The organism is Bradyrhizobium sp. USDA 3311, assembly GCF_054062495.1.
This window is the reverse complement of record NZ_JBSSFI010000001.1, coordinates 3,194,894-3,221,374: the sequence shown is the minus strand read 5'-3', so window position 1 is coordinate 3,221,374 and position 26,481 is coordinate 3,194,894. Positions and strand designations below refer to the sequence as shown.

The 26,481-nt window shown below is 66.1% G+C and carries 25 protein-coding genes; 8 read left to right on the top strand and 17 right to left on the bottom strand.

Features of this window, described 5'->3' with window-relative positions:
* Positions 1-96 precede the first annotated feature (96 nt).
* Positions 97-996: a LysR substrate-binding domain-containing protein gene (locus ACVWW6_RS15250; RefSeq protein WP_011089933.1), complete on the top strand. Its 900-nt coding sequence runs from the start codon at positions 97-99 to the stop codon at positions 994-996.
* Between the two features lie 193 nt (positions 997-1,189).
* Here the strand turns inward: ACVWW6_RS15250 and ACVWW6_RS15245 are convergent, their stop codons facing one another.
* The 9 genes from ACVWW6_RS15245 to ACVWW6_RS15205 are packed head-to-tail and all read right to left on the bottom strand — an operon-like array spanning position 1,190 to position 9,965.
* Complete coding sequence (locus ACVWW6_RS15245; RefSeq protein WP_456680953.1) at positions 1,190-2,563, bottom strand: amidohydrolase family protein; 1,374 nt, start codon at positions 2,561-2,563, stop codon at positions 1,190-1,192.
* Positions 2,560-4,143, bottom strand: coding sequence for an ABC transporter substrate-binding protein (locus ACVWW6_RS15240; RefSeq protein WP_456680952.1), 1,584 nt, complete (start codon positions 4,141-4,143; stop codon positions 2,560-2,562). The genes ACVWW6_RS15245 and ACVWW6_RS15240 overlap by 4 nt, the downstream gene beginning before the upstream one ends.
* Before the next feature lie 22 nt (positions 4,144-4,165).
* Positions 4,166-4,822 carry an aspartate/glutamate racemase family protein gene (locus tag ACVWW6_RS15235; protein WP_028172975.1) on the bottom strand — a complete coding sequence of 219 codons (657 nt, stop codon included), beginning with the start codon at positions 4,820-4,822 and terminating at the stop codon, positions 4,166-4,168.
* An 8-nt stretch (positions 4,823-4,830) separates the two neighbouring features.
* The gene (locus tag ACVWW6_RS15230) at positions 4,831-5,715 is read right to left on the bottom strand and encodes a polysaccharide deacetylase family protein (RefSeq protein ID WP_028172974.1); all 885 of its coding nucleotides are present in this window, start codon (positions 5,713-5,715) and stop codon (positions 4,831-4,833) included.
* Entirely contained in the window at positions 5,702-6,517 is an 816-nt protein-coding gene (locus ACVWW6_RS15225) for an ABC transporter substrate-binding protein (protein WP_028172973.1), read from the bottom strand. Before ACVWW6_RS15225 ends, ACVWW6_RS15230 begins: the two co-directional genes overlap by 14 nt.
* 16 nt (positions 6,518-6,533) lie before the next feature.
* Positions 6,534-7,298: an amino acid ABC transporter ATP-binding protein gene (locus tag ACVWW6_RS15220; RefSeq protein WP_456680951.1), complete on the bottom strand. Its 765-nt coding sequence runs from the start codon at positions 7,296-7,298 to the stop codon at positions 6,534-6,536.
* Complete coding sequence (locus ACVWW6_RS15215) at positions 7,295-8,152, bottom strand: amino acid ABC transporter permease (RefSeq protein ID WP_161536578.1); 858 nt, start codon at positions 8,150-8,152, stop codon at positions 7,295-7,297. Before ACVWW6_RS15215 ends, ACVWW6_RS15220 begins: the two co-directional genes overlap by 4 nt.
* A complete protein-coding gene (locus ACVWW6_RS15210; RefSeq protein ID WP_456680950.1) occupies positions 8,149-8,976 on the bottom strand; it encodes an ABC transporter substrate-binding protein in 828 nt (275 codons plus the stop codon). The genes ACVWW6_RS15215 and ACVWW6_RS15210 overlap by 4 nt, the downstream gene beginning before the upstream one ends.
* Positions 8,977-9,008: 32 nt before the next feature.
* Positions 9,009-9,965 (bottom strand): N-carbamoyl-D-amino-acid hydrolase, encoded by a 957-nt coding sequence (locus ACVWW6_RS15205; RefSeq protein ID WP_074077758.1) that lies wholly within the window; start codon positions 9,963-9,965, stop codon positions 9,009-9,011.
* A gap of 151 nt (positions 9,966-10,116) precedes the next feature.
* Between ACVWW6_RS15205 and ACVWW6_RS15200 the strand changes: the two genes are divergently transcribed.
* Both ACVWW6_RS15200 and ACVWW6_RS15195 read left to right on the top strand, forming a co-directional pair.
* Positions 10,117-11,043 (top strand): LysR family transcriptional regulator, encoded by a 927-nt coding sequence (locus tag ACVWW6_RS15200; protein WP_271552319.1) that lies wholly within the window; start codon positions 10,117-10,119, stop codon positions 11,041-11,043.
* A 43-nt stretch (positions 11,044-11,086) separates the two neighbouring features.
* Positions 11,087-11,806 (top strand): type 1 glutamine amidotransferase, encoded by a 720-nt coding sequence (locus ACVWW6_RS15195; RefSeq protein ID WP_456680949.1) that lies wholly within the window; start codon positions 11,087-11,089, stop codon positions 11,804-11,806.
* Positions 11,807-11,924: 118 nt separating this feature from the next.
* On the opposite strand, the gene ACVWW6_RS15190 is transcribed toward ACVWW6_RS15195, so the two are convergent.
* The 8 genes from ACVWW6_RS15190 to ACVWW6_RS15155 all read right to left on the bottom strand — a co-directional run bounded on the left by ACVWW6_RS15190 (position 11,925) and on the right by ACVWW6_RS15155 (position 18,325).
* Positions 11,925-12,392 carry a nuclear transport factor 2 family protein gene (locus ACVWW6_RS15190; RefSeq protein WP_011089945.1) on the bottom strand — a complete coding sequence of 156 codons (468 nt, stop codon included), beginning with the start codon at positions 12,390-12,392 and terminating at the stop codon, positions 11,925-11,927.
* A gap of 79 nt (positions 12,393-12,471) precedes the next feature.
* Positions 12,472-12,876, bottom strand: a complete 405-nt coding sequence (ybgC, locus tag ACVWW6_RS15185) for a tol-pal system-associated acyl-CoA thioesterase (RefSeq protein ID WP_246740660.1) — start codon at positions 12,874-12,876, stop codon at positions 12,472-12,474.
* A gap of 114 nt (positions 12,877-12,990) precedes the next feature.
* Entirely contained in the window at positions 12,991-13,908 is a 918-nt protein-coding gene (locus ACVWW6_RS15180; protein WP_060909132.1) for a metallophosphoesterase, read from the bottom strand.
* A gap of 85 nt (positions 13,909-13,993) precedes the next feature.
* On the bottom strand, positions 13,994-14,863 hold the full coding sequence (locus tag ACVWW6_RS15175; protein ID WP_456680948.1) for a DUF6869 domain-containing protein: 870 nt from the start codon (positions 14,861-14,863) through the stop codon (positions 13,994-13,996).
* Between the two features lie 93 nt (positions 14,864-14,956).
* Positions 14,957-15,988, bottom strand: coding sequence for a Holliday junction branch migration DNA helicase RuvB (ruvB, locus tag ACVWW6_RS15170; protein WP_171901310.1), 1,032 nt, complete (start codon positions 15,986-15,988; stop codon positions 14,957-14,959).
* 20 nt (positions 15,989-16,008) lie between these two features.
* Positions 16,009-16,626 (bottom strand): Holliday junction branch migration protein RuvA, encoded by a 618-nt coding sequence (gene ruvA, locus ACVWW6_RS15165; RefSeq protein WP_011084352.1) that lies wholly within the window; start codon positions 16,624-16,626, stop codon positions 16,009-16,011.
* A 185-nt stretch (positions 16,627-16,811) separates the two neighbouring features.
* The gene (gene ruvC / locus ACVWW6_RS15160; protein ID WP_011084351.1) at positions 16,812-17,339 is read right to left on the bottom strand and encodes a crossover junction endodeoxyribonuclease RuvC; all 528 of its coding nucleotides are present in this window, start codon (positions 17,337-17,339) and stop codon (positions 16,812-16,814) included.
* A 239-nt stretch (positions 17,340-17,578) separates the two neighbouring features.
* Positions 17,579-18,325, bottom strand: a complete 747-nt coding sequence (locus ACVWW6_RS15155) for a YebC/PmpR family DNA-binding transcriptional regulator (RefSeq protein ID WP_011084350.1) — start codon at positions 18,323-18,325, stop codon at positions 17,579-17,581.
* Between the two features lie 205 nt (positions 18,326-18,530).
* On the opposite strand from ACVWW6_RS15155, the gene ACVWW6_RS15150 reads away from it, so the two are divergent.
* The 5 genes from ACVWW6_RS15150 to ACVWW6_RS15130 all read left to right on the top strand — a co-directional run bounded on the left by ACVWW6_RS15150 (position 18,531) and on the right by ACVWW6_RS15130 (position 26,357).
* Entirely contained in the window at positions 18,531-20,279 is a 1,749-nt protein-coding gene (locus tag ACVWW6_RS15150) for a methyl-accepting chemotaxis protein (protein ID WP_456680947.1), read from the top strand.
* A 119-nt stretch (positions 20,280-20,398) separates the two neighbouring features.
* Positions 20,399-21,823, top strand: coding sequence for a methyl-accepting chemotaxis protein (locus ACVWW6_RS15145; RefSeq protein ID WP_404524296.1), 1,425 nt, complete (start codon positions 20,399-20,401; stop codon positions 21,821-21,823).
* A gap of 552 nt (positions 21,824-22,375) precedes the next feature.
* Positions 22,376-22,840: a (2Fe-2S)-binding protein gene (locus ACVWW6_RS15140; RefSeq protein ID WP_404524297.1), complete on the top strand. Its 465-nt coding sequence runs from the start codon at positions 22,376-22,378 to the stop codon at positions 22,838-22,840.
* A gap of 8 nt (positions 22,841-22,848) precedes the next feature.
* The gene (locus tag ACVWW6_RS15135) at positions 22,849-25,017 is read left to right on the top strand and encodes a xanthine dehydrogenase family protein molybdopterin-binding subunit (protein WP_404524298.1); all 2,169 of its coding nucleotides are present in this window, start codon (positions 22,849-22,851) and stop codon (positions 25,015-25,017) included.
* Complete coding sequence (locus tag ACVWW6_RS15130) at positions 25,014-26,357, top strand: c-type cytochrome (protein WP_456680946.1); 1,344 nt, start codon at positions 25,014-25,016, stop codon at positions 26,355-26,357. Before ACVWW6_RS15135 ends, ACVWW6_RS15130 begins: the two co-directional genes overlap by 4 nt.
* The last annotated feature ends 124 nt before the right edge of the window (positions 26,358-26,481 follow it).

The window sequence follows — 26,481 nt, the reverse complement described above, 5'->3', positions numbered from 1 at the left end:
TCCAGTCCTGATGAAAAAGATCGCAAACCTATACTTCCATCGTCCAATGAATAATGGCACCCTCTGCATGCCTAAATGTTATGAATGGAATTTGGTATGGCGCGGATCAATTCGCGGCAGGTGGAGGCCTTCCGCGCGACGATGCTGACCGGCAGCGTGACCGAGGCGGCGGCGCTGATGACCGTGACGCAACCGGCGGTCAGCCGGTTGCTGCGCGACCTCCAGGCGCTGTTGAAAATGGAGCTGTTCGAGCGGCGCGGTACCGGCCTGGTGCCGACTGCCGCGGCGATGGCGCTTTACACCGAGGTGGAGCGCTCCTTCGTCGGACTCGAACGCATCACTGCCGCGGCCGAAGAAATCCGCGGCCGCCGCACCGGGTCGTTGCGGATCGCCGCGCTGCCGGCGCTCTCGAACGGCTATCTGCCGCGGCTCGCCGGGCATTTCCTGAAGGAGCGCCCCAACCTCAACCTCGCCTTCTTCGGGGTGATCTCGCCGATCGTGGTCGACTGGGTGCTGAACAATCAATGCGACATCGGCTTTGCCGAGGTGCCGATCGCCCATTCCGGCCTGCCGAGTCTGCGGCTGCCGGCGCTGGCGCGCGTCGCAGTGCTACCGACCGGTCATCGCCTCGCGGAGAAAGAGGTGCTGGAGCCGCGCGATTTCGAGGGCGAGACGTTCATCTCGCTGTCGGCGGGATCGTCGAGCCGGCACCTCGTCGACCAGGTCTTCCATCGCCATGATGTCCGCCGCGTGCTGCGGGTGGAGACCACGCTGTCGGAGATCATGTGCGGCATGGTGTCGTCAGGACTTGGCGTCGCGATCTGCGATCCCTTCACCGCGCAGGAATTCTCCACCCGCGGCGTCGTGGTGCGCCGCTTCCTGCCGCGCATCGACTTCGAATTCTCCGCGGTCTTTCCGGCGCAGCGCAGCCCCTCGCCGGTGGCGCTGGATCTGGTCGAGACCATGCGCAAGTCGCTCGCGGAGTTCGAGGATTAGAATGCCCTTGGATTGAATCGATTTGGCTACAGGCTCGCTGCAACCTCTCCCGCTTGCGGTGGAGGTCGGCGCGAAGCGCCGGGTGGGGGCTCTCTCCGCATCGGGAGTGTCCCCGGTTGGAGAGAACCCTCTCCCCTGCCCTCTCCCGCAAGCGGGAGAGGGAGCGCACCGTCTTCGTAGCACCGGCAGCCTCTCAGCCGTTGAACGCCGCCTGCGCCTCCGGCAGGTCCCAGATCTTGCCGATCGCAGCGCTGCCGGCGGCGGTGATCGCCGCTTCGTCGGCGCCGAGATAGCGGCCGCCATCAACTAGCACGCGGCCGTCGACCATGACCTGATCGATATTGGCGCGGTTGGCGAGCGCGATCAGCGCGCGACGCGGATCGAACAGCGGCTGGAGATGCGGATGGGTGAGATCGACCACCGTGAGGTCGGCGGTCGCGCCCGGCTCGATCCGGCCGAGGTCCGGCCGCTTGACGACGTCGGCGGCGACCGCCGTGTTCGCTTCGATCAACTCCGGTGAATTGGCGACATCGGCGCGCTGGGACGTGATCTTGGAGATCAGCGAGGCCGCATTGAGTTCGCCGAGCAGATCCATGTTGTAGCCGTCGGTGCCGACCACGGTGCGCACGCCGTGCTCGGCGAAGCGGCTGAAGGCGGCGGTGACGCCGGCACGCGCGAACACGCGCGGGCAATTCAGCACGGTCATGCCGCGCGCGGCCATCAGCTTGAGATCGTCGTCGGTGCTGAACATGCAATGCGCCGCCATCAGGTCGGGCGCGAGCAGGCCGAGCCAGTCCAGATACTCCGCCGGCGTGCGGCCGCCATAGCGCTTGCCGATGGTCTCGACCTCGCCGCGGCTCTGCGCCATGTGCGTCGTGATCGGCACGCCGAGCTCGCGCGCCCGCGCCGCGCAGGCCTTGAGCAGATCGGGGCCGCAGGTGTCGGTGGCGTGCGGGCTCATCGCGAGGCTGATGCGGCCGTCGCCGCGATTGTTCCAGCGCTGATAGAGCGCATCCCACGTCGCCATGTCGGCGGCACCGTCATCGCCGGAGTACTGAACCACACCATCCGGACCCGCCTTGGCGTCGGAGGTGGAGAACAGATAGGGCGCGCCGTAGAAGCGGATGCCCATCTCTTCCGCCGCGTCGAACATCTCGGGGATCGAATTGCGGAACGGCTCCATCACCGTGGTGGCGCCGCCCTTGAGGAGCTGGAGGATGCCGAGCCGTGCGACCGCCATGCGCTCTTCCGCCGACAGGATATCCGCACCGCGCTTGGTGAGCGGCAGCAGCACCGTGTAGACGATGCTTTGATTGTTCTTGCGACCGTTGCCGTCCTCGCTGTGGCTGCGCGCCACGGCTTCGGAGAAGCAGTGATTGTGCAGGTTCAACAGGCCCGGCAGCACGAAGCGGCCGGGCCTGTCGTAGACCTCGTCCGCGCTCGGCTTGTCGCGCGTGACCGCGGCGATCTTCTTGCCTTCGACCAGGACCCAATGGTCGCGCAGCACATCCTGCGCGCCGTCTTTCCGTGACAGCACATAGCTGCCGAAGATTGCGATCGTGCTCATGCGGGGCGTACGTTCCAGAAGACGGCGGTGCCGTCGAGAATGCCGGTGATGGCCTTGCGATAGGCGGTCGGCTGCTTGTACAGGCCGATCGGAATATAGGGGATTTCCTCGAACGCCACCGCCTGGATCTCGCGGCAGATGCGCTGCTGCTCGGCGAGCTCGGAGGCCGCCAGCCACTGGCTGCGCAAGGCCCCCATCTTCTCGCTCGCGTACCAGCCGGCGACTTTGCCTTCGCCGCGGATGTTGGTGTTGCCGGCCGGATTGAGCCAGTCGATGCCCTGCCAGTTGCCGACCGCCGCGCTCCAGCCACCCTGCGGAAGCGGGTCCTTCTTGAGCTGGCGCTGCAACACGACGGCGAAATCAAGCCCGGCATATTCGACGTTCATGCCGGCCTTGCGCAAGGAGTCCACGGCGATCTCGCCGAGCGGCTTCTGCGCCAGCGAGTTGGTGGGGACGAGCAGGACGATCTTCTCGCCATTGTAGCCGGCGGCCTTCAGATCCGCCTTCACCTTGGCGTAGTCGCGCGGGCCGCGGAAGACGTCGAGACCGACCTCGCTCGCCATCGGCGTGCCCGGAGCGAAATAGCCGATGGGCGACACCTGGAAGGCCGGATCGGTGCCGGCGACCGCCGTCATGAAGGCAGACTGGTCGATCGCGCCCAGCAGCGCGCGGCGGACGGCGGGATTGTCGAACGGCGGCTGGAGATGATTGAGGCGCAGCATGCAGGCATAGCCGCGGGGATCGAGGATGCGCGTGTCGATATCGCCGGCGGCCTTGATGATCGGCAACAGGTCGTGCGGCGTGGTCTCCTGCCAGTCCTGCTCGCCGGTCTGGAGCGCGGCGACGCCGGTGCCGGCATCGGGCGTCGTGGTCCAGACCACGCGGTCGTAATGCACGATCTTCGGGCCAGCCGTCCAATCCGGCTTGCCGTCGGTGCGCGGTTGGTAGCGCTCGAACTTGGCATAGGCATTGCGGGCGCCCTGCACGCGCTCGTCGGCGAGGTAGCGGAACGGGCCACTGCCGATGACCTCGGTGAGCGGCTTGAACGGGTCCTGACTCGCCAGCCGCTCCGGCATCATGAAGCAGGCGTTGATCGCGGCCTTGCCGAGCGCCTGCGGCAGCAACGGGAACGGTCGCTTGAGGCGGAAGCGGATGGTGCGGTCATCGGCGGCGGAGAGCTCGGCGGTCGCCTCCATCAGCTCGCCGCCAAAGCCGTCGCGCGCCGCCCAGCGGCGGATGCTGGCGACGCAGTCGCGGGCGAGCACACGCTCGCCGTCATGCCAGAACAGGCCGTCGCGCAAGCTGAGGTCCCACTGCAGCCCGTCGGCGGAGATGGTGTGGCCCGACAGCATCTGCGGCGAGACCTGGAGCGAGGAGCTCATGCCGTAGAGCGTGTCGTAGACCATGAAGCCGTGGTTTCGGGACACTTGCGCGGTCGAATAGATGGGGTCGACAAAGGCGAGGTCGATGACGGGAATGAAGCGCAGCGTGGACTGAGATTCAGCGCGGACGATGCCCGGCAGCGACAGCGCCGGCATTGCAGCGGCGGCCTTGAGGAGCGAGCGGCGGGAGACGGGCATTACGAAGGGCTCCTGAAGGATATTACGTGTTCAACAAGACCGCGCCGATCGCAGCGGCCACCGCCTGCTGCGCCGGCTCGACCACGGGCACGCCGATCGCATCCGCGATTGCCGCGCGGTGGGAAGCCATGCCGGCGCAGCCCATCACCACGACATCGGCGCGGCATTGGGTGACCAATGCGCGGCCGGCGTCGATCAACCGGCCGCGGATGTCGGCGCCTGCCGTCTCCGCCGCGCTCGCGCCGACCGACCAGCTTCCGGCATAGCGGCTGTCGACGCCCATCACGCGCGCCATGCGCTGCTGGCGGCGGATGCTCGACGGCGACAGGGCGATGACACCGAAACGTTCGCCCAGCATCAGCGCGCGAAAGATGCCGCATTCGGCGATACCCAGCACCGGGCGGCCACCGGCCGCCTCACGCACCGCATGCAGGCCGGGATCGCTGAAGCAGGCGAGCACGAAGGCATCCGCATCGTCGCGCGACACACGGTTCACCAGCGGCATGACGACGCTGTCGGCGTCGCGCTGCGAGCTGATGCCGGGCGGCCCCTCGGCAAGGCCCACGACCTCGATGTCAGGCCCGCCGGCGATGCGCAGCGGCGCGACCGCGTCGTCGATCGCCGCCGTCACCGACGCCGAGGAGTTGGGGTTGATGACGAGGATGCGGCGGCGGGTCATGCTACTGCTCAGCGGTTGCCGGCTTCGTGGCGCAGGAAGTTTTCCGCGATCTTCTCACCGGTGGTGATCCAGACGTCGGGGCAGGACTTTGCGTAGGTCAGGAACTCGCGCAGCAGGCGCAGTCGCATCGGACGGCCGCTGCATTGCGGATGCAGCACCGTCGTCACCATCGCGCCCCAGTCGCGGACCTCATCCAGCTCGTCCTTCCACATCGAGAGCACATGCTCCTTGGGGAAGATCGAGCGCGGGCTGAAGCGCGCGGACAGGCCGTGCATCCAGTCGTCATAGCTCGCGGTCACCGGCAGCTCGATCGTGCCTGGCTTGCCGTCGGCGAGACGATGACGATAGGGCCTGACGTCGTCGCGGAACGAGGACGTATAGACGATGCCATGACGCACCAGCGCGACGCGCAGCTCCTCGGTGAACTCGCCGTAAGGCGCGCGATAGCCGGTCGGCCTGACGCCGAGCCGGCGCTTCAGCGCCTCGAAGCCACGCTCCAGCTCCTCCTCGATCCAGGGATCGCCGGGATCGGGCAACAGATGATGATAGCCGTGATGGCCGATCTCGTGGCCGGCCTTGAGGATGGATTCGGCCATCGCCGGATGCGCATCGACCGACCATCCCGTGACGAAGAACGTCGCCTTGAGATCGAGCTGGTCGAGCAGCTCCAGAAGTTTCGGCGTGCCGACGCGCGCCTCATAGCCGCCATAGCTCATGGTGATGAGCCGCTGGGCGTGCACGGCGTCTTTGCTGGTCCATGCGCTCTCAGCATCCACGTCGAACGACAGGAACATCGCCGACTTGTACGGCTTCGGCCAGGGATATTCGGGCGCGGGATCCGCGGTGTTGGCCGGGACGAGCGGGATGCTCTTGAGTGCCTTACTGTCCAGCATTGATGGTCGCCTTCTCTATTGCGTTATCGCTCAGTTTCCACTTCGCCAGCAGCGTACGATAGGTGCCGTCGGCGATCAGCGCATCTAGTGCCTCGACCATCGCCTGCTGAAGTGCCTTTTCCTTGACCGGCAGCGCGATGCCCGTGAACTGCGTCGCGAAGGGATCGCCGACCGGCGCATAGGTGCCCGGCTCGAGATCCATCAGATAGGGCAGCGTCTCGTTGCCCTGCACAGCGGCATCGATACGGCCCTGCCTGAGCTGCGTGCGCGCATCGGCCGAGCCGTCCGTGCCGACGAACTGGATCGGATTGCTGCCGCAGTTCTTCTGGCTCCACTTGTCGATCTCTGCGGGAAACATGGTCCGGCGGCTGGCGCCGACCTTCTTGCCGCAGAGCGCAGCCATGTCCTTGAACTCGGACGCGCGGGACTGCTGCACGAAGAATTTTGGGCCGCTGCGCAAATAATCGACGAAGGACGCGATCTCGTGCCGGCTCGCATAGTCGGTGAAACCGGACAGGATGGCATCCACCCGCCCCGTCGAAATCGACGGCATGAATTCGGCAAAGCTGGTCTCGGTCCATTCGATCTTGACGCCGAGCTTGCGGCCCATCGCCTCGCCGAGATCGATGTCGAATCCGGACAGCGCATTGGTGGCGGGATCGCGGAACTCCATCGGCGGATAGTTCGGCACCAGCGCCACCTTGAGGCTGCCGCGCTTTGCGATGTCAGGCGGCAGCTCGATCGCCAACGCCGAAACAGTCATAGCGCCCAAGAACGCCGCCGCAACCAAAAGCCTCTTCATCACCACACCCCCAATGTCAGATCACAGCCGAAAGAAATGCCTTGGTGCGCTCCTCGCGCGGCGCGCCCAACACGTCGGAGGCGCGCCCCTGCTCGACGATCGCGCCCTGGTCCATGTAGACGACGCGGTCGGCGACCTCGCGGGCGAAGCCAAGCTCATGCGTCACCACCATCATGGTCATGCCGCTCTTCGCCAGCTCCTTCATGACCGCGAGCACCTCGCCGACGAGCTCGGGATCGAGCGCGCTGGTCGGCTCGTCGAACAGCATCAGCATCGGCTTCATGGCGAGCGCCCGCGCAATCGCCACACGCTGCTGCTGGCCGCCGGAGAGCTGCGCGGGATACGCGTTCGCCTTGGCGGCAAGTCCGACGCGACGGAGCAGCTCGAGCGCCTCGGCGCGCACCTCATCCGGCTTGCGCCCCTGAACCTGGGTCGGGCCCTCGGTGATGTTCTCCAGCGCGGTCTTGTGCGGAAACAAATTGAAGCGCTGGAACACCATGCCGGTCTTCAGCCGCTGCCGCCCGATCTCCCGCTCGGTCAGCCGATGGAGCCGCCCGCCCTGCTCGCGCACACCCAGAAGCTCGCCGTCGAGCCAGATGCCGCCGGCATCGATCGCGGCGAGCTGGTTGATGCAACGGAGCAGCGTGGTCTTGCCCGATCCGGAGGCGCCGATCAGACACATCACCTCGCCGGGCCGGACGTCGAGCGAGACGTTTCTGAGAGCCTGAAACTCTCCAAAATTCTTGCTGACGGAGCGGATCGCGACGAGGGGGTTTGTCATCGCGCCAGCCGCAATGTGCCGCGTGCAAAACGGCGTTCGAGCAGCATCTGAAGCGGGGTCAGGATCGAGACCACGAGCAGGTACCAGAGCCCGGCGACGATCAAGAGCTCGATGACACGGGAATTCGCGTAGTAGATGTTCTCGGCGTTATGCAGCAGCTCCGGATACTGGATGACGCTCGCGAGCGAGGTCGCCTTCACCATGCCGATGAACTCGTTGCCGAGCGGCGGGATCACCACGCGCATCGCCTGCGGCAGCACGATCCGCCGCAGCGCGCGCAGCCGCCCCATGCCGATCGCCTGCGCTGCCTCATATTGTCCGATGTCGACCGACAGCATGCCGGCGCGCATCACTTCGGAGGTGTAGGCGCCCTGGTTGATGCCGAGCCCGAGCAGCGCGGCGAGGAACGGCGTCATGACGTCGACGGCGCGCGCGCTCCACAGGCCGGGAATGCCGATGGTCGGAAACACCAGTGCGAGGTTGAACCAGAGCAGCAGTTGCAGGATCAGCGGCGTGCCGCGAAACAGCCAGGTGTAGCCGGCGGCCACCGTCTTCAGCACCGGGTTGGGCGACAGCCGCATGATCGCCACGACGATGCCGAGCACGATCCCGAGCATCATCGCCAGCACCGCCATCACCATAGTGTTGACGATGCCTTCGAGGATCACCTTCACAGTCAGGAAGCGGCTGACATAGGACCATTCGATCTGGCCGTTCGCAAACGCGCGCACGATCACCGCCAGCACCAGCACGATCAGGGCTGCGCTGAGCCAGCGGAACCAGTGCGGCTCGCGCGCGATCCGCATCCCCGACAAATCAGGGAAACCCTCCGCGAGTGCCGGCGCCGGCTTCATTGCGGCGCCGCGTTCAGCATGGGCTGGGCGACCGCGTTCGCGCCAAGGCCCCATTTGTCGAGAACGGCCTTGTAGGCGCCGTCGGCGATCATGGCCGTGAGCTTCTCGGTCACCACCTCGCGCAGGGCCGCATCGTCCTTGCGGAACATGATGCCTTGATAACCCTTGGCGAAGGCCTCACCGACAATGCGGTATTTGCCGGGCTCCTGCGTCTGCGCGTAAGGCAGCGTCTCGCTGCCCTGCACGGCGGCGTCGATGCGGCCCTGCTTGAGCTGGTTGCGGACGTCGATCGAGTTCTCGCCCGGCACGTACTGGATCGCCGGCTTGCCGGCCGCCTCGCAGTTCTGCTTGCTCCACTTCTCGATCTCGACCGGGAAGCTGGTGCTGCGGGTGGTGCCGACCTTCTTGCCGCAGAGATCGGTCGCCGCCTTCGCCTCGCTCTCCGCCATCACGAAGAACTGCGGGCCGGTCTGGAGGTAATCGACGAAATCGGCGGTCTCGCGCCGCGAGGCGCGGTCCGAGATGCCGGAGATGATGAAATCGGCGCGCTTGGTCTGGAGCGAGGGGATCAACTCGGCGAACGGCGTCTCGCTCCAAACGATCTTGAGGCCGCCGAGCCGCTTGGCGAGCTCGTTCGCAAGATCGATGTCGAGCCCGACCAGCTCGTTGGTCACAGGGTCGCGATATTCCATCGGCGCGTAGGTGGAGTTGACCGTGAGCTTCAACGCGCCCGCCTGCTTGATCTCCGCCGGAAGCTCGGCCGCCTGCGCCGACGTCACGGCAGCCAAGGCTGCTAGGCTGAGAAAATGCGAGAGGCGTGTCATGTCAGCTCCTTTGCTAACGCCGTGCCATTTGGTCAGTCCGCATCGAGAACGGCCGGCTCGATGACGCCGGCGCGTTCGGTGATCACCCTGTATTGCTCCGGCCGCCGGTGGGCGGCGAAATTGAACATCTTGTCCTTGCCCTGGCGGCAGAGGTCGAGATCGATGTCGGCGACGACCACCTCGTCCGCCAGCGTCTGGGCCTGCGCGACGATGCGACCATTGGGATCGACGATGCAGGAGCCGCCGATCAGCCCGGAGCCGTCCTCCTCGCCCGCCTTCGCCACCGAGATCGCCCAGGTCGCGTTCATGTAGGCATTGGCCTGCGTCACCAGCGTCGAATGGAAGGTGCGCAAGGCACCGTCTTCGGTGGCGCCACCATTCGGATCGTAGGCAGCGGAATTGTAGCCGATGCAGACGAGCTCGACGCCCTGCAGGCCGAGCACGCGCCAGGATTCCGGCCAGCGGCGATCGTTGCAGATCATCATGCCCATGATGGCGTGGGCCCAGGCCGAACCGGCCCGGAAGGCGGGAAAACCGAGATCGCCATATTCGAAATAGCGCTTCTCCAGCTGCTGGTAGCGCGCACCCGGCCGCGGCTCGACCGAGCCCGGCAGATGCACCTTGCGATAGCGGCCGAGAATCTCGCCGTCACGATCGACCAGGATGGCGCAATTGTAGCGGCGGCCGTCCGGCGTCAGCTCGGCATAGCCGACATAAAAACCGACACGGAGCGCACGTGCGCGGTCGAACAGCTTGGCCACCGCCGGGTTGGGCATGCCGCGCTCGAAATATTGGTCGAGCGCCTCGCCCTCCAGCAGCCAGCGCGGAAAGAACGTGGTGAAGGCAAGCTCTGGAAACACCACGAGGCTGGCGCCGCGGCCGGCGGCCTCCTCCAGCAGCGCGAGCATGCGCGAGAGCGTATGCTCACGCGAGTCTGCTTTCTGCGTCGGGCCCATCTGGGCGGCGGCGGCGCGAAGGACACGAACCAAGATTGCCTCCAATCTGTGCGCAGTGCCGCCTCAATGGGCGAATGAACCCCTTGATGCGACGTGCAAATCCGCCGCCATTACGCGGAAGCGGGGCTGCAAAATCAATTCGTTCTGCTATGATGTTTTGGCCCTGAGTATAATCGGCAGTGATATGAACCTGCGTCAGCTCGAGATCCTGCGTGCCGTCATCCGCCACCGCACCACGGTGGCGGCGGCGGATGAGCTGGCACTGTCGCAGCCCGCGGTCAGCAACGCGCTGAAGACCATGGAGGCGCAGGCGGGTTTCGCGCTGTTCGAGCGCGTCAACAACCGGCTGTTTCCGACCGCCGAGGCGATGGCGCTCTACAAGGAGAGCGAGGCGATCTTCGCGCTGCACGCAAAACTCGAGAACCGCGTGCGCGATCTGCGCGAGAACCGGTCCGGACATCTTGCGATCGTGGCGACGCCGCCGCTTGCCTACAGCATCATCCCGTCCGCGCTGTCGGGCTTCCTGCGCCGCCGCCCGGAGACGCGCGTCTTCTTCGACGTGCGGCGCTACGAGGGCATCATCGAGGGCGTGCTCAGCCGTGTCGCCGAGCTCGGCTTCGCGCTCGGGCTGACGCATCATCCCGGCATCGCACACGAGGTGGTGCACACCGGCGAGATGGTCTGCGTGCTGCCGCCGCGGCATCCGCTCGCCGACCGGCCCGTGATCTCGGCCGCGGATCTGTCCGGCCTGCCCTTCATCGGGCTCGAGCGCGGCACACGCCTAGGCGAGGCCGTGCGCGACAGTTTTGCGCGGGCCGGCGCGCCATTCCGGCCGACCGTCGAGGTGCGCTACTGCAACACCGCCTGCGTGCTCGCTGCCGCCGGCGTCGGTGCCGCGGTGGTCGATCCGTTCTCGCCGCGGCAGAACGGCGGCAATGGCCTCGTCGTCCGGCCGTTCACGCCGACGACCCATGCGGTCGCCTACATGCTCTGGTCGGAAGCCGAGCCGCTATCACGCCTCGCCAAGGCCTTTCTGAGCGAGGTGCGGAAGCAGAGCGCGCTGCTGGAGGGCCCAGCGCCACACCAGCAACATGGGGCAGAAAGCGACTGAGCATCGCAACCTTTGACCTTGTCCTTTTGACCTTGGGGGGCACATGGCACGCATCACCATCATCGAGACCGGGCAGGTCCCGCAAGAATATCGCGAGCAGCACGGCTCGTTTCCCGACATGTTCGCGCGCATGGTCCGCGCCGAGGATCCGACGGCCACGGTCGACGTGGTCAGCATCCCGAATGGCGATGCACTTCCCGATCCAGGCAAGCTCGAAGCCGTGCTGATCACCGGCGCGGCCGCCGGCGTCTATGACGGGCTCGACTGGATCGCGTCGCTGGAAGATTTCGTGCGTACGGCTTACGCCAACAAGACGCCGATGGTCGGCGTGTGCTTCGGCCATCAATTGATCGCGCAGGCCCTGGGCGGCACCGTGCGCAAGTCGGAGAAAGGCTGGGGCATCGGCCGGCACGTCTATCAGGTGCTGCCCGAGAACGGCGTCGTCGAAGGCGAAGCGGTCGCGATCGCCGCCTCACATCAGGACCAGGTGGTCGAGCCGCCGACCGACGCGCTGACGATCCTCTCGTCCGAGTTCACCCCGCATGCCGGCCTGCTCTACGCCAACGGCGCGACGCTGACCGTGCAGCCGCATCCGGAGTTCGACGTGGAGTTCGCGCAAGTGTGCTGCGAGCTGCGCGACGGCAAGGCGCCGGATGACGTCGTCGCCACGGCGCGCGCGTCGCTGGCGCAGCCGCTGGACAACGCGAAGCTCGGTGGGGCGATTACGCGGTTTCTGGCGCGCAAATCTCTCCCCACATCCTGAGGAGCGCGCTCGCGCGCGTCTCGAAGGATGAAGGCCCGGATGCAGCAGCAGGGCCTGCCTGGTTCGAGACGCCGCTTCGCGGCTCCTCACCATGAGGATTGAGAGTTGCTTGCGCGGCTCAGAACGGATCCGTCCCCAACCCCGCCACATCCGCCGGCCGCGGCCCCGGCGCGGGCCAATGAAACCGGCGGTCCTTCTCTGCAATCATGATGTCGTTGATCGACGCCTCGCGCCGCTTCATCAGGCCGTGCTCGTCGAACTCCCATTGCTCGTTGCCGTAGGAGCGATACCACTGGCCGCTCGCGTCGTGCCATTCGTACTGGAAGCGCACCGCGATGCGGTTGCCGTCGAAGGCCCAGAGGTCCTTGATCAGGCGGTAGTCGTGCTCCTTCTCCCATTTGCGGGTGAGGAAGGCGACGATGGCCTCGCGGCCCTGGAACACCTCGGAGCGGTTACGCCAGCGGCTGTCCTCGGTATAGGCGAGCGAGACACGTACCGGATCGCGCGAATTCCAGGCGTCCTCGGCCATGCGGGCCTTTTGCGCAGCGGTCTCGCGGGTAAAGGGGGGAAGCGGCGGACGCGACATGGTGGCCTCATCGGTTGGTCGGGGCCGCAAATCTATCGCCGCAGCCGGCGGAGTCGAGTGGCCATCACCAATCGGGCGATCACGAAATCAGATCAGCCTTCATCAGCGTGCGGATCGACTTCGGGATCGGCTGGGCACGGCCGCCGCTGATGAAGGCGACGCGCACTTCGGCCTTGACCAGCACGTCCTCGCCGCGCCGGACCTCCTGTGCGAGCATGATGGAGGCGCCTTTCACCGCGATCGGCCAGGTCACGACGTCGAGCACGTCGTCCATCCGCGCGGGCTTGAGGAAATCCAGGTGCATCGAGCGCACCACGAAGGCGAAGCCGGAGTCCTCCGTCGCGGGCTGCTCGAACAGCGCCTGCTGCTCGGCGCCCATCAGCCGCAGATGGTTGGTCCGCCCCCGTTCCATGAAGCGCAGATAATTGGCGTGATAGACGATGCCGGAGAAATCCGTGTCCTCGTAGTAGACGCGGACCTGCATGTGGTGGCGGCCGTCGCGGATCTCGCCGTCGAGATGGGCAGTCACGTCGCGAGCCTCTTTGCTTTTTGCAACCAGCCGGTTTTGCGCAAAAACAGCCGGCCGTGCAAGCGCGGGTTACGCCACCGCCGGCCCCGTCCTTCCCAGCGTCACCTCGACGATCTCCGGCGGCACGCCGACACGGAGCGGCATGAAGCTGCAACCGAGCCCGCCGGAGATGATGACGTCGCATTTCAGCCTGACATGACCATAGGCGAGCCGGAGGCCGTGCTGCCGCGGAACGGCGGGCGACCAGCCGAGCAGGCGAACCTGGCCGCCATGGGTGTGGCCGGACAGTTGCAGCGCGACGCGCGCGGGCACGCGCGGCGCGATGTTGGGCTCGTGCGCGAGCAGGATGATTGGCGCATCGTCCGTGACCTTGGCGAGCGTCGCGGTGAGATCGTCGGCACCGAAGCGCCCCGTGCTCCGGAAGCGCCGCGCCGGCAGAAAAGCGAGTTGATCGCCGAGGCCGGCGAGCCAGAACGGGCGGCCGTCCTTGGTGAGGCGCACGGCGTCGTTCTCGTAGACGGGAATGCCGGCCGCCTCGAGCGCACGATGCGCCACCGTCGGGCCATGCCCGGCCTGCTGCACGGCCGTGTCCACCCAATAATCGTGATTACCCATGACGGCGTGGACGCCGAGCGGCGCCTTCAGGCCCGCGAGCACCCTGGCCCATTCCTTCGCGGGAATGATGCGCGTGACCTGGTGAAGACCGGCGACATAGTCGCCGAGCAGCACGACGAGGTCGGCGTTCAAACCATTGGCGCGGTCGACGATGGCCTCGATCCGCTCCAGCGACATCCAGGGATCGCAGGCATGGACGTCGGCGATCACAGCGATCTTGAGCGGCAGATCCGCCGGCCATTGCCGCGGGGTCGGATGATAGCGGGTGACGCCGAGCCGGTGGGGCTCGATACCGACGCCGTAGGCGGCGGTCGAGAAGCCGAGAGCGGACAGGCCGCCGAAGGAACGGATGAGATGACGGCGCGTGATCATGGAAGCCCGCTTCTGCTACGGCGTCTTGATGCGGTCCGATTGAAGCGGAATTGGGGTACTCTTGTGCAGACCGTCTGCACAAGCGCTACCATCGGCTCTCGCCGATAAGCGCATCCAGCCGCGCCTTCAATTCGTCGGGCGCGCGGTAGTACCAGACGCCGCCGAGCAGGTCGCGAAAACGTGCGTCGGCGCGCGCCTCGCGCTCGATGCGGTCGATCGTCCCGGCGCTGATCACGTCTTCGAGGGGACCGGCGGCCAGCAGCGACAGCAGCACCGGGTTGGACTCGATCTTGAGGATCTCCAGGATCAGGTCGATCATCCTGTCGGGATCGTCCTCGCGCAGGTCGCGCTCGAAATCCATGATCGCGAACAGATTGTCGTCCTGGTCGCGCTCGGATCTGGAATATTGCTCGACCCAGGCGCGCGCGAGCTCGGCAACCGACATGTTGGCGCAATCGAGCGGCTCGCGCGGCGTGCGCTGCGCCAGATGGTCGGCATGCCACGCCTCGCGATCGGCCAGGCTTGCAATACGCGACATCAAGGGATCGTCGGGACCGACATGCACGCCGCCCAGCAGCCAGCGCAGCCTGTCATTGTGCGCGGCTTCCTGCTCGACACGCGCCATCATCTCCTTGCCATGCGCATAGAATAGCGCCAGCAGGAACTTGTCGTTCAGCTGCATCACCGTCGGCTTGTCGGCCTCGGTCTTGAGCACATCGAGCACGAGATCAAGCGCGGCTTGCGGCCGGCGATGCGGCAGATGGTCGAAATAGACCTTGATGGCCCAGATGCTGCCGACCTGGTCGCGACGGCTGACGCGCTGAAGCGCGCACCACATCGATGCCAGCTCGCCAAGCGGCATCGAATCCAGCAACGCCTCGGTTTCGTCAGGCGTGCGCAGCTGCGGCGCGGCCGCGATGGTCTTGAGCAGCCTCGTGTCGTCCGTCGGCTCCATTCCTTCCCACTCCAGTCCGTGTGCGGCGATCCCGTTCGCCGCGCGTTCGGATTAGTGCTGGGATGGAACCTGCGGGTTCATCGACTTCGGCGATCAGTCGTCGCTTTCGTCGGTGCCGAACAGGCCGAACTGCGCCGCATCGCGATTGGGTTCGGCGAGACCGAGATGGCGGAAGGCGTGCGAGGTGAGCAGGCGGCCGCGCGGGGTGCGCTGGAGATAGCCGCACTGGATCAGATAGGGCTCGATGATGTCCTCGATCGCATCGCGCGGCTCGGAGAGCGCTGCGGCCATCGTCTCGACACCGACGGGACCGCCGCCATAGTTCATCGCGATGGTGGTGAGGTAGCGGCGGTCCATGGCGTCCAGGCCCGCGGCGTCGACCTCGAGCGCGCTCAGCGCGTGATCGGCGATCTTGCGATCGATCGTTTCGGCATCCGCGGCGGAAGCAAAATCGCGCACGCGCCGGAGCAGGCGCCCGGCGATGCGCGGCGTGCCGCGGGCGCGGCGCGCGATCTCGTTGGCGCCGTCCGCGCTCATGCCGACGTTCAGCACGCGCGCGCCACGGCTGACGATGCTTTCGAGCTCCTCGATCGTGTAGAAATTGAGCCGGACCGGAATGCCGAAACGGTCACGCAAGGGATTGGTGAGGAGGCCCGCACGCGTGGTGGCGCCGACGAGGGTGAACTTCGACAGCTCGATCTTCACCGAGCGCGCCGCCGGGCCCTCGCCGATGATGAGGTCGAGCTGAAAATCCTCCATCGCGGGATAGAGCACCTCTTCCACCGCCGGGCTGAGGCGATGGATCTCGTCGATGAAGAGCACGTCGCGCTCTTCGAGGTTGGTCAGCAGGGCGGCGAGATCGCCGGCCTTGGCAATCACGGGACCCGACGTGGCGCGAAAGCCGACGCCGAGCTCCTTGGCTACGATCTGCGCCAGCGTGGTCTTGCCGAGGCCGGGGGGCCCGACGAACAGCACATGATCCAGCGCCTCGCCGCGCTTGCGCGCCGCCTCGATGAAGATCGAGAGGTTCTTGCGCGCCTGCTGCTGGCCGACGAAGTCGGACAGCGATTGCGGGCGCAGCGCGGTATCGCCGACATCGTCGCTGCGGCGCTCTGGCGAGACCATGCGGTTGGCCTTGGGATCGCTCACTTCGCGAGTTCCTTCAGACCGAGGCGAATGAGCTGCGCCGTCTCGGCGCCTTCACCGGCGCTGCGCGAGGCCGACGCGATGGCCGCGGCGGCCTGCGGCTGGCCATAGCCGAGATTGACCAGCGCGGAGATCGCATCCGCCACCGGGCGCGGCGCGCGCTGGTCGTCGACGGCACCGGCAAGATGCACCACGGCGGGATCGACATTGGCGAAGGCCGGCGCCTTGTCCTTCAATTCGGTGACGATGCGCTCGGCGACCTTGGGGCCGACGCCCGGCGTGCGTGCCACCGCGGCCTTGTCGCGCAGCGCAATCGCATTGGCGAGGTCGGAGGGCGCCAGCGTGCCGAGCACCGCGAGCGCGACCTTGGCGCCGACACCCTGCACGGTCTGGAGCAGGCGAAACCATTCACGCTCCTGGTCGGTGCGGAAGCCGAACAGCTTGATCTGGTCCTCGCGGACATAGGTCTCGATCGACAGCACGGCGGCCTCGCCGGGCGACGGCAGATGCTGCAGCGTGCGCGTCGAGCAATGCACCTGGTAGCCGACGCCGCCGACGTCGAGGATGACGAAATCCTCGCCGTAGGAATCGATCAGGCCCTTCAGCTTGCCGATCATGATTGCGCAGCGCTCTTCTTGTTACCTCCCCCCTTGTGGGGGAGGTCGGATCGCCGAAGGCGATCCGGGAGGGGGGTAAGCCACAGACGCCGGCGCCCGGGGCTGCCCCCCTCCCCAACCCTCCCCCACAAGGGGGGAGGGAGAAGAGTGTGCGTGCGGCTCATGTTGCGCCTCATGACTCGAACTTAAACTCCCACCACCTTCAGCCTGAGCGCCGTGCTCTGGCGGTGATGGGCGTGGGTGATGGCGATGGCGAGCGCGTCGGCAGCGTCGGCTGACGGCGGTTCGGCCTTCGGCAGCAATATCTTCAGCATCATCGCGATCTGTTGCTTGTCGGCATGGCCGGCGCCGACCACAGTCTTCTTCACCTGGTTCGGCGCATATTCGGCGACGCTGATGCCGAACATTGCGGGCGCCAGCATGGCGACGCCCCGGGCCTGGCCGAGCTTCAGCGTCGCAACGCCGTCCTTGTTCACAAAAGTCTGCTCGACGGCGGCTTCCATCGGCTTGTGATCGGACAGGACAGAGGCGAGCCCTTCGTGGATCGCGAGCAGGCGGCTGGACAGCGGCAGGTCGTCCGGCGGTTCCACCGAACCGCAGGCGACATAGATCAGGCGGTTGCCCTCAGCCTCGATCACGCCCCAGCCGGTACGGCGCAGGCCAGGGTCGATGCCGATGATGCGAACGGGGCCACGAATCGGGAGCGCAGTCATGGGCCAGTGATAGCGGCTGGCTGCGGCGGGGGAAACAGAAACAGAACGGAAGTAACAGGGGAAGTGTCGCTCTTCGCCTCTCCCCGCTTGCGGGGAGAGGCCGGAATGCGCGCGAAGCGCGGATTCCGGGTGAGGGGACTCTCCACGAGTCCCTCTATCACCGCCGACGCCGAAACAGCCCCTCACCCCAACCCTCTCCCCGCAGAGCGGGGCGAGGGCGCGCACCGTTCGTGTGTCCCCTACCCGCCCATCTTGGCAACAAGCGCGTCCGACACCTCGAAATTGGCGTAGACGTTCTGGACGTCGTCGTGCTCGTTGAGCAGGTCCATCAGCTTGAGCAGCTTCTCGCCGGTCTCGTCATCGACGGCGACCGTGTTCTGCGGCTTCCAGATCAGCGCGGCCTTGCGCGGCTCGCCGAACTTGGCTTCCAGCGCCTTGGCGACGTCGCGATAGCCTTCGGTCGAGGCGTAGATCTCGTGTCCGCCTTCGCCGGAGACGACGTCGTCTGCGCCGGCCTCGATCGCGGCATCGAGCACCGCGTCGTCGGAAGCGACGCTGCGGTCGTATTCGATGATGCCGGTGCGGTCGAACATGAAGGAGACCGAACCGGTTTCGCCGAGATTGCCGCCCGACTTGGTGAAGAAGGAGCGGATGTCGGAGGCGGCGCGGTTGCGGTTGTCGGTCAGCGCCTCGACGATGACGGCGACGCCGCCGGGGCCATAGCCCTCGTAGCGGATCTCGTCATAGTTCTCGCCGTCGCTGCCGAGCGCCTTCTTGATGGCGCGCTCGATATTGTCCTTCGGCATGTTCTCCGCGCGCGCGGCGATCACGGCGGCGCGGAGGCGCGGGTTCATGGCGGGGTCGGGCGTGCCGAGCTTGGCGGCGACGGTGATTTCCCGCGCCAGCTTGCCGAACAGCTTCGACTTCTGGGCATCCTGCCGCCCCTTGCGGTGCATGATGTTCTTGAATTGGGAATGTCCGGCCATGCGTGGTCTCGTAAAGGAATCGTGCGCCTAAGGTGAGCGTGGGAAGCGCGGCCTTATAGGCCGCCAACCCACCGGAATGAAAGAGGCTCTACGACTTTAAGGTAACACCGTAGTGGCCCTTGCCCAGATGTCAGGCATCGTTAACCCTGACTTCATTCCGGCCTGCGAAAATAGCGTACGACCGTCCCCCGACAAGAGAGACCTGATGGCGTTCGGACTATTTCGGAAGCCTCTGCCGGACATGGCTGCGCCCGCGGCCGCCCCGCAGGCTGCGGCGCCGCCGGCCCATTCCGAGCCCGGCCCGGCCGCTGAGAGCGATTCTGCCAGGGAAATCCTGGAACTGCTGGAACTCGAGCTGGGCGCGATGATTCGCCAGCTCGAGCGCGCCGCCAATTCGGTGGCCGGCGGCGCCGAAGCGACCGCCACGACGCTTGCGGCCATCCGCGACCGGACCGACGCCCTGACCGGCCGCACCAACGCCTCACAGTCGACCGCATCCACCTTCGCCCATGCCGCCGACAAGTTCACCCAGTCCGCGCTGGGCATCGGCGCGCAGGTTCGCGCGGCCGGCAAGCTCGCCGACGAGGCCAGTGCCGCGGCGCAGGAAGCCCGCGCCAATGTCGACCGACTGCGCGAGTCCTCCGCCGCCATTGGCAACGTCGTCAATCTGATCGCGCAGATCGCGCGGCAGACGACGCTGCTCGCGCTCAACTCGACCATCGAGGCCGCGCGCGCGGGCGCTGCGGGCAAGGGCTTTGCGGTCGTCGCGACCGAAGTGAAAGCGCTCGCGGTGCAGACCCAGAGCGCGACGGAAGAGATCACCAAAAAGATCGACGCGCTCCAGCGCGACGCCGCCGGCTCCGCCGATGCCGTGCACCGCATTTCGCAGGCGATCGAGGCGATCCGCCCGGTATTCGAAACCGTCAACGGCGCGGTCGCCGAGCAGAACGCCACCACGAGCGAAGTCTCCGGCAATGCCGCCAGCGCCTCCGAGTTCATCGTCTCGGTCGGCCAGAGCGCGGCCGAGATCGATGCCGCGACCAAGGCGGCCGAGACCCATGGCGAGAACGTCGCCAGCGCCGGCAAGGCGGTCACCACCTTCGCACAGAAGCTGAAATCGCGCTGCGCGGTGCTGCTGCGCCAGAGCGAGCACGACGACCGCCGCAAGACCGAGCGCCTGCCCTGCCATCTCAAATTCGAGAGCGCGCGCGGCGTGATGCCGGTCTACGAGATCGCGATGGACGGCGTGCTGATCGGCGGTGCGGATGCAGGCCGGCTGGCGCCGCAGGCGATGATCGAAGGCACGCTCGAAGCCGTCGGCGCCTGCCGCCTGCGCGTCGTCGAGCAGTCCAAGGCCGGAGCCCGCGCGCATTTCGTCAATCCCGATGCCGAGCTCCGCGAGAAGATCGAAGACCGGCTGTGGTCGATCCACGAGGAGAACACGGAGTTCGTCACCCGCGCCATGGAAGCGGGCAACGCGCTGACCCAAATCTTCGAGCAGGCGGTTGCACGCGGCGAGGTCAGGATCGACGACCTCTTCGACACCGACTATGTGGAGATCGCAGGCACCAATCCACAGCAATACCGCACCAGATATCTGGACTGGGCCGACCGCGCACTGCCGCCGTTCCAGGAAGCGTTTCTCGCCAAGGAACCGCGCATGGCGTTCTGCGCCATGGTCGACCGCAACGGCTTCCTGCCGGTGCACAACAAGATCTATTCGCATCCGCAGCGGCCGGGCGACGCCGCCTGGAACACGGCCAACAGCCGCAACCGGCGCATCTTCAACGATCCGGCGGGGCTCGCGGCCGCGCGCAACCTGCGCTCGTACCTGGTCCAGAGTTATGCGCGCGACATGGGCAACGGGAATACGGTGATGATGCGCGAAATCGACGTCCCGATCCGCGTGCAGGGCCGGCACTGGGGCGGATTCCGCACAGCTTACAAGCTGTAGTGCCCGCTCTCGTGCACTCCTGGGCAAGACGCCGCTCGCGAATCATCCTCTAAGGTCGAAACTGGAATGGGAATGCCGCCGAGAGCCAATCCACGGCTCTGACTGGAGAAAACCCGTACATGTCTCTGGCACAACTTGCAGTATTGGACACCGGGTCGAACCGGACGCTGGCTGAACGCCTGATCGACCAGCTCGCCGACCGCATCGGCGGTCTCGGCGTGGAGCTCGCCGACATCGCGGGCAACGTCCAGGAAGTCGCCAACCGGGTCGCGAACCAGTCGGAACGGTTCCATCACCTCCAGGAGACGGCGGAGACGATGGTCTCGGCCAACCACGACATCGCCAATGCGTCGCAGGCGGTGCAAACGACGACGTCCGCGGCGGTCGGCGAGATCGCGCAGTCGCGCAGCGCGGTCGATACCGCCGTCAGCCACATCTCCGAGCTTGTCGCCGCCGTTGGGCGGATCGAGGCGCGCCTGAGCGCGGTCGGCTCGGCGCTGGCGCAGGTGGCCAAGGTGTCCGGCTCGATCGAGGCGATCGCGAAGCAGACCAACCTGCTTGCGCTGAACGCAACCATCGAAGCCGCGCGCGCCGGCAATGCCGGCCGCGGCTTCGCGGTGGTCGCGAGCGAGGTGAAGAACCTCGCGGAAGCCACCCGCCAGGCGACGCACCAGATCTCCGACACCGTGCGCGATCTCGACGGCCAGATCGAAGGCCTGATCGGCGAGAGCAGCGACGCCTCGCAGCGCGCGAAGACCGCCGGCGAAGGCGCCCAGCAGATCTCCAGCATCATCTCGCGCGTCCAGCAGGGCTTCGCCTCCGTGGAAGCGGAGATCGACAGCGTCGCGCGCGCGGCGACCTCCAATCTCGGCCATTGCGACACCGTCATCAGCGAGCTCAACGAGCTCGCCAAGGGCGTCGACCTCTCCTCGCGCGACCTCAAATACGCCGACGAGCGGGTGGCCAAGCTGCTCGACACCTCCGAAGGCCTGATCGCGATGATCGCCGACAGCGGCGTGGAGACGTCGGACGCGCCGCTGATCCGCGCGGTCGTCGAGACCGCCAAGCGGATCTCGGCCGAGTTCGAGGCCGCGATCGATCGCGGCGAGATCACGCTCGACCAGCTCATGGACGAGCAGTACCGTGAGATTCCCGGCACCGATCCAAAGCAGTATCTCACCAGCTACGTCGACTTCACCGATCGCGTGCTGCCCGCCATCCAGGACCCGATCCAGAAAGCCGATCCCCGCATCGTGTTCTGCGTCGCCTGGGCTAAGGGCGGCTACCTGCCGACCCACAATCCGAACTACCGCCTGCCACAGGGCAAGGACCCGGTCTGGAACAACGCCAATTGTCGCAACCGCCGCCTGTTCACCGATCGCGCGGTGAAGAAGGTCGCTGCGAACACCAAGCCGTTCCTGCTCCAGACCTACCGCCGCGACATGGGCGGCGGGCAGTTCGTGCTGATGAAGGATCTGTCCTCGCCGATCATGATCCGCGGCAGGCACTGGGGGGCTTTCCGGATGGGCTTCCGGCACGGCTGAAGGATCTCGCGACGGCCGCTCCTGCGACCTTCAATCAAAAACCTGAAAAACAACCCCATGCACAGTAGCCGGGGCGCGCGGAATCAATTGCTTAGCGTCTGGTGAGATGAGGCTCTCGTGGCGCCCTGACGGAGGTGCGTCGAGAAGCGCCTAGTGCGGCCATTGCTCCGTCGGGCAAACCAGGAGCATGATGTCATCATCGCGCACGTCGGCCATCCGGCCATTGGCCGTTGCAATTGATCCCGTGCACCGTGCTCGCCGTCGCCCGCTTTTCCCAATCGCACGAATTTCGTGATCGCATGATTTTGCGCATTCGCACGGTCATCCGCGGCGATTCACGGCGCGCGCGGCGAAAATGCGCCAAAACATGACGATTATCATATCAATGAGCCGCCGCACAAATTCGTGAACGTCATGGCCTGACGCGTCAGTCGCGCAAATATGCATTGCCGGGAATTTCGACGCTTCATCGTTTCGCGTCGTTATGATTATGGTCGCGCGGAAATTCGCCGAATTGATCGCCGCAAGCGATCGTCGAGCAAGGGGATGCATATGGCAACAGTTCTCACCATCAATGGCGAAACGAAATCCTTCGACGCGCCGCCGGAAATGCCGCTGCTGTGGGTGCTGCGCGACATCCTCGGGATGACCGGCACCAAGTTCGGCTGCGGCATCGCGCAATGCGGCGCCTGCACGGTGCATGTCGACGGCAAGGCGGTGCGCTCCTGCGTGCTGCCGGTGAGCGCGGTCCAGAACCGCGCCATCACCACCATCGAGCATATCGGCAGCACGCCTGCGGGCGCGAAGGTGCAGAAGGCTTGGCTCGATGCCGAAGTGATCCAGTGCGGTTACTGCCAGTCCGGCCAGATCATGTCGGCCGCGGCACTGCTCGCGGCAACGCCCAACCCAGACGATTCCGACATCGACGCCGCCATGGCCGGCAACATCTGCCGCTGCGGCACCTATGTGCGAATCCGCGAGGCCATCAAGCAGGCGGCCTCCGGCCGTCAGTCGTGAGGTCCGCCATGAATGCACACAACAACGTCTCCCGCCGCACGCTCCTGACCGGCGGCCTCGCCACCGGTTTCCTGCTCGCCTTCCACCTGCCGCTGCGCGCCGCCGTCAACGAGCCGGTGCAGCCGAAGGATACGACCGACGGCAAGTTCGCGCCCAACGCCTTCATCCGCATCGACCCTGAAGGTGCGACCACGCTGGTGATGCCGCAGGTCGAGATGGGGCAGGGAATCTACACCGCGATCTCGATGATCCTGGCGGAAGAGCTCGACGCGGATTGGTCGAAAGTCCAACTGCTGCACGCACCGGCCAACGAGAAGCTCTACGGCAATCCGATCTTCATCATTCAGGCGACCGGTGGCTCCACATCGGTCCGGGCATTCTGGAAGCCGCTGCGTGAAGCCGGCGCCAGCGCGCGTGCCATGCTGGTGCAGGCTGCAGCTGCGCAATGGAACGTCGATCCCGCCAGTTGCACGACGTCGAAGGGCGAGGTGACCCACAAGGCGAGCGGCCGGACGCTCTCCTATGGCGCGCTTGCGGCTGCCGCGAGCGGCCAGACGCCGCCCAAGGACGTCCCGCTCAAGGACCCCAAGGATTTCGTCTATATCGGCCAGCCGTTCAAGCGGCTCGATACACCCGAGAAGGTCAACGGCAAGGCCGTCTACGGCATCGACGCCATCGTGCCGAACATGAAGTTCGCAACGCTGGCGCAGTGCCCGGTTTTCGGCGGCAAGGTCGGCAAGGTCGATGATCGTGCCGCGAAGAAGATTCCGGGCGTGCGAAAGATCGTCGTGCTCGACGATCTCGTCGCCGTCGTCGGCGATCACATGTGGGCGGCGAAAAAAGGCCTGGATGCGCTCGACATCACGTGGAACGAGGGACCGAACGCAAAGCTCAATTCGAAAGCGATTTGGGACGATTTGCGCGCCGCCAGCGCAAAGGACGGCGTGGTCGCCAGATCCACCGGCGACATCGCCAAGGGCCTCGCGAGCGGCGAAAAACTCGAAGCTTCGTTCGAGCTGCCGTTTCTCGCCCACGCAACGATGGAGCCGTTGAACGCCACGGTGCATTGCACGCCCGATTCCTGCGAAATCTGGACCGGAACGCAGATCATGGCGCGCGTGCAGTCGGAGGCGGCAAAGGCGGCCGGGCTCCCGGTCGAGAAGGTGACCGTCAACCAGCACCTGCTGGGCGGCGGCTTCGGCCGCAAGCTCGAGCCTGACATGGTGGTCGCGGCCGTTCGCATCGCCAAGGAGGTCGACGGGCCGGTCAAGGTCGTGTGGACCCGCGAGGAGGACATTCAGCACGACGTCTATCGACCGGTCTATCGCGATACGATCGCAGCGACCTTGTCGGCCGGCAAGATCGTCGGCTGGAAATACAAGATTGCCGGCGCTGCGATCATCGCGCGCTGGCTGCCGCCGGCCTTCCAGAAGGGCATCGATATCGACGCGATCGACAGCGCCACCGACGTGCCCTACGACATCCCGAATGTCCACGTCGAATATGTGCGGGCCGAACCGCCGGCGATACCAACGGGGTTCTGGCGCGGGGTCGGGCCCAACAACAACGTGTTCGCGGTCGAATGCTTCATCGACGAACTGGCGCGCAAGGCGGGCAAGGACCCGGTCGAGTTTCGCCGTGGAATGCTGGCCAATCAACCGCGCTTCCTGTCCGTCCTCAATCTTGCGGCAGAGAAAGCCAATTGGGGTCAACCCTTGCCGGCGCGCGTCGGGCGCGGCGTGTGCCTGCAGCCGTCTTTCGGGAGTTTCATCGCAACCGTTGTGGAGGCTGAGGTCGACGAGCAAGGCGAGATCAATCTACGCCGTGCGACCTCGGTGGTGGATACCGGCATCGCCGTCAATCCCGATACGATCGTGGCTCAGGTCGAGGGCGGGCTGATCTTCGGCCTTACCGCCGCGCTCTACGGCGAGATCACCATCGAAAAGGGGCGCGTCCAGCAATCCAACTTCAACGACTACCGGATGCTGCGGATCCATCAGACGCCCAAGATCGAGGTTCACGTCGTCAAGAGCGGCGAGGCACCCGGCGGAATTGGCGAGACCGGCACGACGGCGGGGCCACCGGCGCTGCGCAACGCGATTTACGCCGCAACCGGCGTGGCGCTGCGGCGCCTGCCGATCGACCGGAAACTGCTGGCTGCGGGGAAGAAGGCATGAGCGGCACGATGCGTATCCTCACAAGTATCGTTGTGATCGCCATCGTCGCGGTGGCGCTTGGCGTCTTCCTCATCCGCGGGCCCGGCCCGCTCGACTTTGCCGGCGGCACGAAAGTGGCGCTGGCGGATTACCGCGCCGGAAAGCCGACCGGCGTGCCGGCAAAGCTGGAGAAAGCGAGCCTGGTCGAACGCGGCGAATATCTGGCGAAGGCCGCCGACTGCATGGTCTGCCACACCAAGCCGGGCGAGGAGGACTATTCCGGCGGGCTCGCCTTCAAGCTGCCGTTCGGCACGCTCTATTCGACCAACATCACGCCGGACAAGGACACCGGCATCGGCAATTACAGCGACCAGGATTTTCTGAACGCGGTCCAGCACGGCAAACGCAATGACGGCGCGCGGCTCTATCCGGCGATGCCGTACACGTCCTACACCTTCATGACCGACGAGGACGTGCTCGCGGTGAAAGCGTATCTGTTCAGCCTGCCGGCGGTGCGCGCCAAGGCGCCCGACAACACGCTGTCGTTCCCGTTCAACCAGCGCTGGGCGATGATCTTCTGGTCGGCCGTGTTCAATCCGGACACGCGCTTTGCGCCGGATACGTCGAAGAGCCCGGAATGGAATCGCGGGGCATATCTCGCCGAAGCGCTGGCGCATTGCGGCGAGTGCCACACGCCGCGCAATCTCGGCTTCGCGCTGGATAACCGCAAGAAGTTCGCCGGCGCTATCACGGCGGGCTGGCGCGCCTTCAACATCTCGTCGGACAAGGCGACAGGTCTCGGCAACTGGAGCGACGCGGATCTGATCTCGTATCTGTCGCTCGGCCATGCGCCGGGCCACGGCTCGGCCTCGGGTCCGATGGGTGAAGCCGTCGACCACAGCTTCAGCCAGTTCGCCCCCGAAGACATAAGCAGCATCGTTGCTTACCTGCGCAGCGTGCCGCCGCAGCCCTCGCCCGACCTCCCCGCCACCACGGCGCCGGTCGCGCCCGCCTCGCACAAGGACGGCGTGACGGCCGACGCCCGCGGCAAGAAGGTGTTCGCCAGCGCCTGCGCCAGCTGCCACGGCTGGAGCGGCGAGAGCCCGGTGTCGCCGATGGCGACACTCACCGGCACCTGGGCCGTCAACGACCCCACCGCCACCAACGTCGCGCAGATCGTGATCTCAGGCACCAGGCGGCATACGCCGGATGGTGCGCTATCGATGCCGGCGTTCGGCAACGCCTACACCGACGACGAGATCGCGGCGGTGGCGAACTATGTGACGGCGCGGTTCGGTGCGAAGGGCTCGAAGCTGACGGCGAAGGACGTCGCGGAGCTGCGAGGGCAGACGGCGGAGTAGCGCGCAGCCATCCGCGGCGGAGATTGATGCGCAATCGCGCGCATCAATTTCCGCCGTCGTCCCGGACAAGCGAAGCGCAGATCCGGGACCCATACCCACAGGGAGTAGTTTGGCGAAGACTTGG

Coding starts and splice junctions, on each gene's coding strand:
- ACVWW6_RS15250 (WP_011089933.1), top strand. CDS start 97: ATGGCGCGGATCAATTCGCGGCAGGTGGAGGCCTTCCGCGCGACGATG.
- ACVWW6_RS15245 (WP_456680953.1), bottom strand. CDS start 2,563: ATGAGCACGATCGCAATCTTCGGCAGCTATGTGCTGTCACGGAAAGAC.
- ACVWW6_RS15240 (WP_456680952.1), bottom strand. CDS start 4,143: ATGCCCGTCTCCCGCCGCTCGCTCCTCAAGGCCGCCGCTGCAATGCCG.
- ACVWW6_RS15235 (WP_028172975.1), bottom strand. CDS start 4,822: ATGACCCGCCGCCGCATCCTCGTCATCAACCCCAACTCCTCGGCGTCG.
- ACVWW6_RS15230 (WP_028172974.1), bottom strand. CDS start 5,715: ATGCTGGACAGTAAGGCACTCAAGAGCATCCCGCTCGTCCCGGCCAAC.
- ACVWW6_RS15225 (WP_028172973.1), bottom strand. CDS start 6,517: ATGAAGAGGCTTTTGGTTGCGGCGGCGTTCTTGGGCGCTATGACTGTT.
- ACVWW6_RS15220 (WP_456680951.1), bottom strand. CDS start 7,298: ATGACAAACCCCCTCGTCGCGATCCGCTCCGTCAGCAAGAATTTTGGA.
- ACVWW6_RS15215 (WP_161536578.1), bottom strand. CDS start 8,152: ATGAAGCCGGCGCCGGCACTCGCGGAGGGTTTCCCTGATTTGTCGGGG.
- ACVWW6_RS15210 (WP_456680950.1), bottom strand. CDS start 8,976: ATGACACGCCTCTCGCATTTTCTCAGCCTAGCAGCCTTGGCTGCCGTG.
- ACVWW6_RS15200 (WP_271552319.1), top strand. CDS start 10,117: ATGAACCTGCGTCAGCTCGAGATCCTGCGTGCCGTCATCCGCCACCGC.
- ACVWW6_RS15195 (WP_456680949.1), top strand. CDS start 11,087: ATGGCACGCATCACCATCATCGAGACCGGGCAGGTCCCGCAAGAATAT.
- ACVWW6_RS15190 (WP_011089945.1), bottom strand. CDS start 12,392: ATGTCGCGTCCGCCGCTTCCCCCCTTTACCCGCGAGACCGCTGCGCAA.
- ybgC (WP_246740660.1), bottom strand. CDS start 12,876: ATGCAGGTCCGCGTCTACTACGAGGACACGGATTTCTCCGGCATCGTC.
- ACVWW6_RS15180 (WP_060909132.1), bottom strand. CDS start 13,908: ATGATCACGCGCCGTCATCTCATCCGTTCCTTCGGCGGCCTGTCCGCT.
- ACVWW6_RS15175 (WP_456680948.1), bottom strand. CDS start 14,863: ATGGAGCCGACGGACGACACGAGGCTGCTCAAGACCATCGCGGCCGCG.
- ruvB (WP_171901310.1), bottom strand. CDS start 15,988: ATGGTCTCGCCAGAGCGCCGCAGCGACGATGTCGGCGATACCGCGCTG.
- ruvA (WP_011084352.1), bottom strand. CDS start 16,626: ATGATCGGCAAGCTGAAGGGCCTGATCGATTCCTACGGCGAGGATTTC.
- ruvC (WP_011084351.1), bottom strand. CDS start 17,339: ATGACTGCGCTCCCGATTCGTGGCCCCGTTCGCATCATCGGCATCGAC.
- ACVWW6_RS15155 (WP_011084350.1), bottom strand. CDS start 18,325: ATGGCCGGACATTCCCAATTCAAGAACATCATGCACCGCAAGGGGCGG.
- ACVWW6_RS15150 (WP_456680947.1), top strand. CDS start 18,531: ATGGCGTTCGGACTATTTCGGAAGCCTCTGCCGGACATGGCTGCGCCC.
- ACVWW6_RS15145 (WP_404524296.1), top strand. CDS start 20,399: ATGTCTCTGGCACAACTTGCAGTATTGGACACCGGGTCGAACCGGACG.
- ACVWW6_RS15140 (WP_404524297.1), top strand. CDS start 22,376: ATGGCAACAGTTCTCACCATCAATGGCGAAACGAAATCCTTCGACGCG.
- ACVWW6_RS15135 (WP_404524298.1), top strand. CDS start 22,849: ATGAATGCACACAACAACGTCTCCCGCCGCACGCTCCTGACCGGCGGC.
- ACVWW6_RS15130 (WP_456680946.1), top strand. CDS start 25,014: ATGAGCGGCACGATGCGTATCCTCACAAGTATCGTTGTGATCGCCATC.